This is a genomic window from Nakamurella sp., assembly GCF_048594475.1.
Classification (GTDB): domain Bacteria; phylum Actinomycetota; class Actinomycetes; order Mycobacteriales; family Nakamurellaceae; genus Nakamurella.
This window is the reverse complement of record NZ_JBMDXT010000125.1, coordinates 1-4,667: the sequence shown is the minus strand read 5'-3', so window position 1 is coordinate 4,667 and position 4,667 is coordinate 1. Positions and strand designations below refer to the sequence as shown.

5 protein-coding genes are annotated in these 4,667 nt (G+C 74.0%); 3 read left to right on the top strand and 2 right to left on the bottom strand.

Features of this window, described 5'->3' with window-relative positions; genetic code table 11:
- Nucleotides 1-278 (bottom strand): ParA family protein (locus tag ACOJUF_RS06505; protein ID WP_420121048.1); only part of this gene is annotated, 278 nt, incomplete at its 3' end.
- A 93-nt stretch (nt 279-371) separates the two neighbouring features.
- Here ACOJUF_RS06505 and ACOJUF_RS06500 point away from each other — a divergent pair.
- A complete protein-coding gene (locus ACOJUF_RS06500; RefSeq protein WP_420121047.1) occupies nt 372-1,127 on the top strand; it encodes a class I SAM-dependent methyltransferase in 756 nt (251 codons plus the stop codon).
- 129 nt (nt 1,128-1,256) lie between these two features.
- Here ACOJUF_RS06500 and ACOJUF_RS06495 read toward each other — a convergent pair whose 3' ends face one another.
- The gene (locus ACOJUF_RS06495; protein ID WP_420121049.1) at nt 1,257-2,630 is read right to left on the bottom strand and encodes an aspartate aminotransferase family protein; all 1,374 of its coding nucleotides are present in this window, start codon (nt 2,628-2,630) and stop codon (nt 1,257-1,259) included.
- A gap of 89 nt (nt 2,631-2,719) precedes the next feature.
- Here ACOJUF_RS06495 and ACOJUF_RS06490 point away from each other — a divergent pair, with 89 nt between their 5' ends.
- Both ACOJUF_RS06490 and ACOJUF_RS06485 read left to right on the top strand, forming a co-directional pair.
- Complete coding sequence (locus ACOJUF_RS06490) at nt 2,720-3,736, top strand: LysR family transcriptional regulator (protein WP_420121046.1); 1,017 nt, start codon at nt 2,720-2,722, stop codon at nt 3,734-3,736.
- A gap of 161 nt (nt 3,737-3,897) precedes the next feature.
- Nucleotides 3,898-4,281: a DUF3040 domain-containing protein gene (locus ACOJUF_RS06485; RefSeq protein WP_420121045.1), complete on the top strand. Its 384-nt coding sequence runs from the start codon at nt 3,898-3,900 to the stop codon at nt 4,279-4,281.
- Nucleotides 4,282-4,667: the final 386 nt, after the last annotated feature.

The window sequence follows — 4,667 nt, the reverse complement described above, 5'->3', positions numbered from 1 at the left end:
GGCAGCACCCGCAGCTGCGCGCCCCAGGCCGACGGTTGCACCGCCTTGGCGATGACCTTGGCCGACGGGTCGTCGAGCACCTCGGCGACCGACCGGCGGGGTCGACCGTCCCCGGCACCGTCGAGGTCGGGCGCGACCGTCGCGGTCGCGTTGATCTGGGGGTCGAGATCGACCAGCAGGGTGTCCAGGCCGCGGTGCACGGCCGCGGAGGCCAGTCCCAGCGTGACCGTGGTCTTCCCGACTCCACCCTTGAGGCTCAGCACACTGGCAACCAGCACCGGCCAACCGTACCGGCCCGGGGTGCCCATCCCCGGTAACGGGCGCGCGCGCCGATACGCTTCCAGGCGATCCGGACCAGAAACGGGAGGCGCATGGTGGAGCAACTCCGGTCGATGTCCGGCGAGCCGGTCGAGCGGACGCTCGCCGCGCTCGCCGCGGCGGCCGCCCGTCCGGGCGCGCCGGCCGACTCCCGGGTGCAGGTGGTGGACGTCGGCGGGGGCAGTGGGACCCGCGCGGTGCCGCTGGCCCTGCTGGGCTGCGCGGTCACCGTCGTCGACTCGTCGGTGAACGCGCTGGCGATCCTGCACCGGCGGGCCGAGGACGCCGGGGTGGCCGCGGCGGTCACCGGTATCCAGGCCGACGCCGACCGGCTGGATACCGTCGTCGCCCCCGGGTCGGCGGACCTGGTGCTCTGCCACCACCTGCTCGAGCAGGTCGACGACCCGGCCACGGTGCTCGACCGCGTCGTCGGCGCGGTCCGGCCCGGCGGCGCCGTCTCGGTGCTGGTCGCCGGCCGGCTCGGGGCGGTCGTCAGCCAGACCCTGGTCGGCCGGTTCGAGCAGGCCCGTCAGGTGCTGCAGGACGGCGACGGACGCAACGGCCCGGCGGATCCGCTGCGCCGCCGGTGGGACGTCGACACGGTGACCGCCCTGCTGACGGCGGCCGGACTGACCGTCCAGTCGGTGACCGGGGTCGGGGTGCTCGCCGGGCTGGTCTCCGGGGCCGCCCGGCAGGCCGCGCCCGGCGGCGAGGCCGAGCTGGCCGCGCTGGAGGCGGCGGCGTCGGTCCACCCCGAATTGCTGCGCATCGCCGCCGACCTGCACGTGGTCGCCCGCCGCCCGGCCTGATCTGTCTGATCCGTCCGACGCGACCCGGGTGCGCTGATCCAAGTCCCACTTCGGCGCCGGAAAGGTCCGTTTCGGCGGGTGTTCGATCAGCGCAGGGCCGTGAGCAGCCCCGGGCCCCGCGCCGAGCGGTCAGCGGCCGCCGAGCCCCGGGAACGTCGCGACGACCTCTCCGATGGCCTGATCCAGCATCTCCAGCCCCAGATCGATCTCCTGCGCGGTGCTGGTCAGCGGGGGGGCGATGCGGAACGTGCCGCCCATCCCGCGCAGCTGGACGACGTTCATGTGCAGGCCCAGGTCCAGGCACCGCTGCGTGACCTGGGCGCCGAGGGCGTCCGAGCCTTCCTTGGTGCGACGGTCCAGCACCAGCTCGATGCCCTGCAGCAGCCCGCGGCCCCGGACGTCGCCGACCACCTCGTGCCGCTGCTGGATCTCCAGCAGCCCGGCCCGCAGCTGGGCGCCGCGCTGCGCCACGACCTCGGTCATCCGGTCCCGCTCGAGCACGTCGAGCACCGTGTTGCCGACGGCGGCGACGAGCGGGTCGGAGACGTGGGTGGTGAAGAACAGGTAGCCGCGGTCCCGGGCGGTCTGCTCGATCTGCGCCGACGTCACGATCGCGGCGAGCGGCAACCCGGCGCCCAGGGTCTTGGACAGGGTCAGGATGTCGGGCACGACCCCGTCGCGTTCGAAGGCGTACCAGTCGCCGGTCCGGCACAGACCGGTCTGCGCCTCGTCCAGGATCAGCAGCATGTCGCGCTCGCGGCACTTGGCCTGCAGGGCGGCCAGGTAGCCGGGCGGCGGGTCGATGATGCCGGCCGAGCTGAGGATCGGCTCGACGATGCAGGCGGCCAGGCTGCCCACCGACTGCGCGTCGATCAGCGCGAACGAATGGTCGAGCTGGCGCCGCCAGTCGAACGAGCCGTCGGGCAGCACGAAGTCGGGCCGGTAGGCGTGCGGGGTCGGGATCGCGAAATTGCCCGGCGCGACCGGCCCGTACCCGAAGCGGCCCGAACTGTAGGTCGCGGCCGCCGCTCCCGCGGTCATGCCGTGCCAGGACCCGCTGAACGAGACCGTCTCGAACCGGCCGGTGACCAGCTTGGCCATGCGCAGCGCGGCCTCGTTCGACTCCGCCCCCGTGGTCAGCAGCAGCACCTTCTCCAACGGATCGGGCAGGGTGCCGGCCAGCCGGCGGGCCAGGTCGACCACCGGCCGGGAAAGCATGCCGCTGAACAGGTGGTCCAGGGTCGCCACGCCGTGCTGCACGGTGGCGACGATCTCCGGATGGGAGTGCCCGAGGATGGCGCTCATCTGGCCGGAGGTGAAATCGAGCACCCGGCGGCCGCTCTCGGTCACCAACCAGCTGCCCTGCGCCCGGGCGATGATCTCCGGGCTGAACCCGCCGCCGTACCGGATCAGGTGGCGGTCCGCGTCCGCCCAGAAGCGCTCGGCGGATCGCGCCGCGTCGGGGTCGGCGGCGGGATCGGAGGCCGGGCGGCCGGCGGTCATCGTCATGGCGTCACCGTACGAGGACCGCCCTGGACACGTCCATCGCACAATTCCGGATTGGCTGTGCGGAAAAGCCGCACAATAGGCCGGTGTCCCTCGATCCCTGGCGGCTGCGGCTGCTGACCCACTTGGCCGACCGGGGGACCGTGCGCGCGGTCGCCGCCGACCTGTCGATGAGCCCGTCGGCGGTGTCGCAGCAACTCGCGGTGCTCGAGCGGGAGGCGCGTGCCGCCCTGCTGGATCGGCACGGCCGGCGGCTCAGCCTCACCCCGGCCGGACTCCGGCTGGTCGACCATGCCCGGGACATCCTCGACCGCATCGAGATCGCCGAACGGGACCTCGCCGGCCGGGGCGAGGCGCCGGTCGGGCCGGTCCGGGTGGCCGCGTTTCCCAGCGCGCTGGCCGCATTCGTGATCCCCGCGCTGAGCGGGCTGGCGGCGTCCCATCCCGGCCTGGAGCCGGTGACCGTCGAGGCCGAGCCCGACGAATCGGTGCCGGCGTTGCTGCGCGGCGAGTGCGATCTGGCCGTGGTCGCCGACGTCGGGGCGGCGCCCCCGCGAGGTCCGCAGGTCGTCACCGTCCCGCTGGGCACCGACCGGCTGGTCACCGTCGTCGCCGAGCCGGCCCCCGCGCCGGCCGACCTGGCCGCGCTGGCCGGCGCGCCGTGGGTGCTGGACGCCCCCCGGACCTATTTGTCCGAGCTGGTCCTCGGGCTGTGCCGGCAGTCCGGGTTCGAACCCCGGGTGGTGGCTCGCTACCGCAGCCACGGGCTGATGCTGCAGCAGGTGGAGGCGGGTGCGGCGGTGACGGTGCTGCCGGCGCTCGCGGTCGAGACCCGCTACCGGGTCCGCAGCACCGCCCTGGAACCGGCGGTGCGGCGGTCCATCTCCGCCGTCGTCCGGTCGGGGACGGCGCCGCGACCGGCCGTCGCCGTCACCCTGGCCGCGCTCGCGGCGGCCCCGTCGACGGCGGCCGGCTTCGACCGCGGGCCGGACCGGGAGGCCGCCGCCTCCCGGCCGCCGGGGCGGACCGTCGGGGGTACCGGCGCGCCCGCTTCGGACGGACGTGGCGCAATCACCCGCCGCGGTTCGACACCGCACCGATGACGAACCGGGTGACTCTGGTCACATCAGGGTGATTGGCGTGGGAGATTGCGCAGCACGCTAGTGGTCTGCCTCTGCGGCTCGTATCCTGGTCTCAGGTCGTCAGCTGGCGGCCGTAGGATGTGACCACACTTTTCGGTGGCCAGGTGCCGGAGGAGGGACCTATGCCGCTCTCCGAGCACGAACAGCGGATGCTTGACGAGATCGAGCGCGCGCTCTACGAAGACGACCCCAAGTTCGCAACAAGTGTGAATGTGAGTCGGATTCGGCGTCGCCGCCCCATCGTCGCGGGGTGCCTGTTCGTTGCCGGTCTCGTCGCGTTGGTTGTCGGCGTGATTGCGACCCAGAGCTTGCTCGCCGTCGGCGTGATCGTCAGTGTTCTCGGCTTCCTGACGATGGTCGCCGCCGTCGGCCTCTTCGTCTTCGGCCAGCCCGGTGCGCGGGCCGCGAAGGGCATGGACAGCAAGAGCGCGGACAAGTCCGGCCCGTCCCTCGGCAATCGCATGGAGGAACGGTTCCGGCGGCGTTTCGACGAGCCGAACCAGTAGACCCAGCACCACGACGCCGCGGCCCGCAGGGGTCGCGGCGTCGTCATGTCCGAAGGCTCCTCGGCACCGGCACCGGCACCGGCACCGGCACTGGCATCGGCACGGTCCTGCGCGCCGCGACGGGTGCCGGCCCACGCCGGTTCGCGCCGCCGCTGTCCCGACCCGCCTGACCCGGACGGGGCCGGTGCCCGGGGGTTCGACCGCCCGAACCGCGTCCCGCACGCAGCCCGTCGACCACCCCGGCCGCCGGCCGATCGCACAGCGCGACCAGGCCGACCGGTCGCTCAGCGCCACCAGGCCGGCCGGACGCTCCGCGGGATCAGCCGCTCCAGCGCCGACCGCGGCGCGGCGTGGGCCAGCTCGACGGCCAGGGTCCGGGGCGCGTC

Bases quoted from the DNA above. Each gene is read 5' to 3' on its own strand.
- ACOJUF_RS06500 (WP_420121047.1), top strand. From the start codon at position 372: ATGGTGGAGCAACTCCGGTCGATGTCCGGCGAGCCGGTCGAGCGGACG.
- ACOJUF_RS06495 (WP_420121049.1), bottom strand. From the start codon at position 2,630: ATGACCGCCGGCCGCCCGGCCTCCGATCCCGCCGCCGACCCCGACGCG.
- ACOJUF_RS06485 (WP_420121045.1), top strand. From the start codon at position 3,898: ATGCCGCTCTCCGAGCACGAACAGCGGATGCTTGACGAGATCGAGCGC.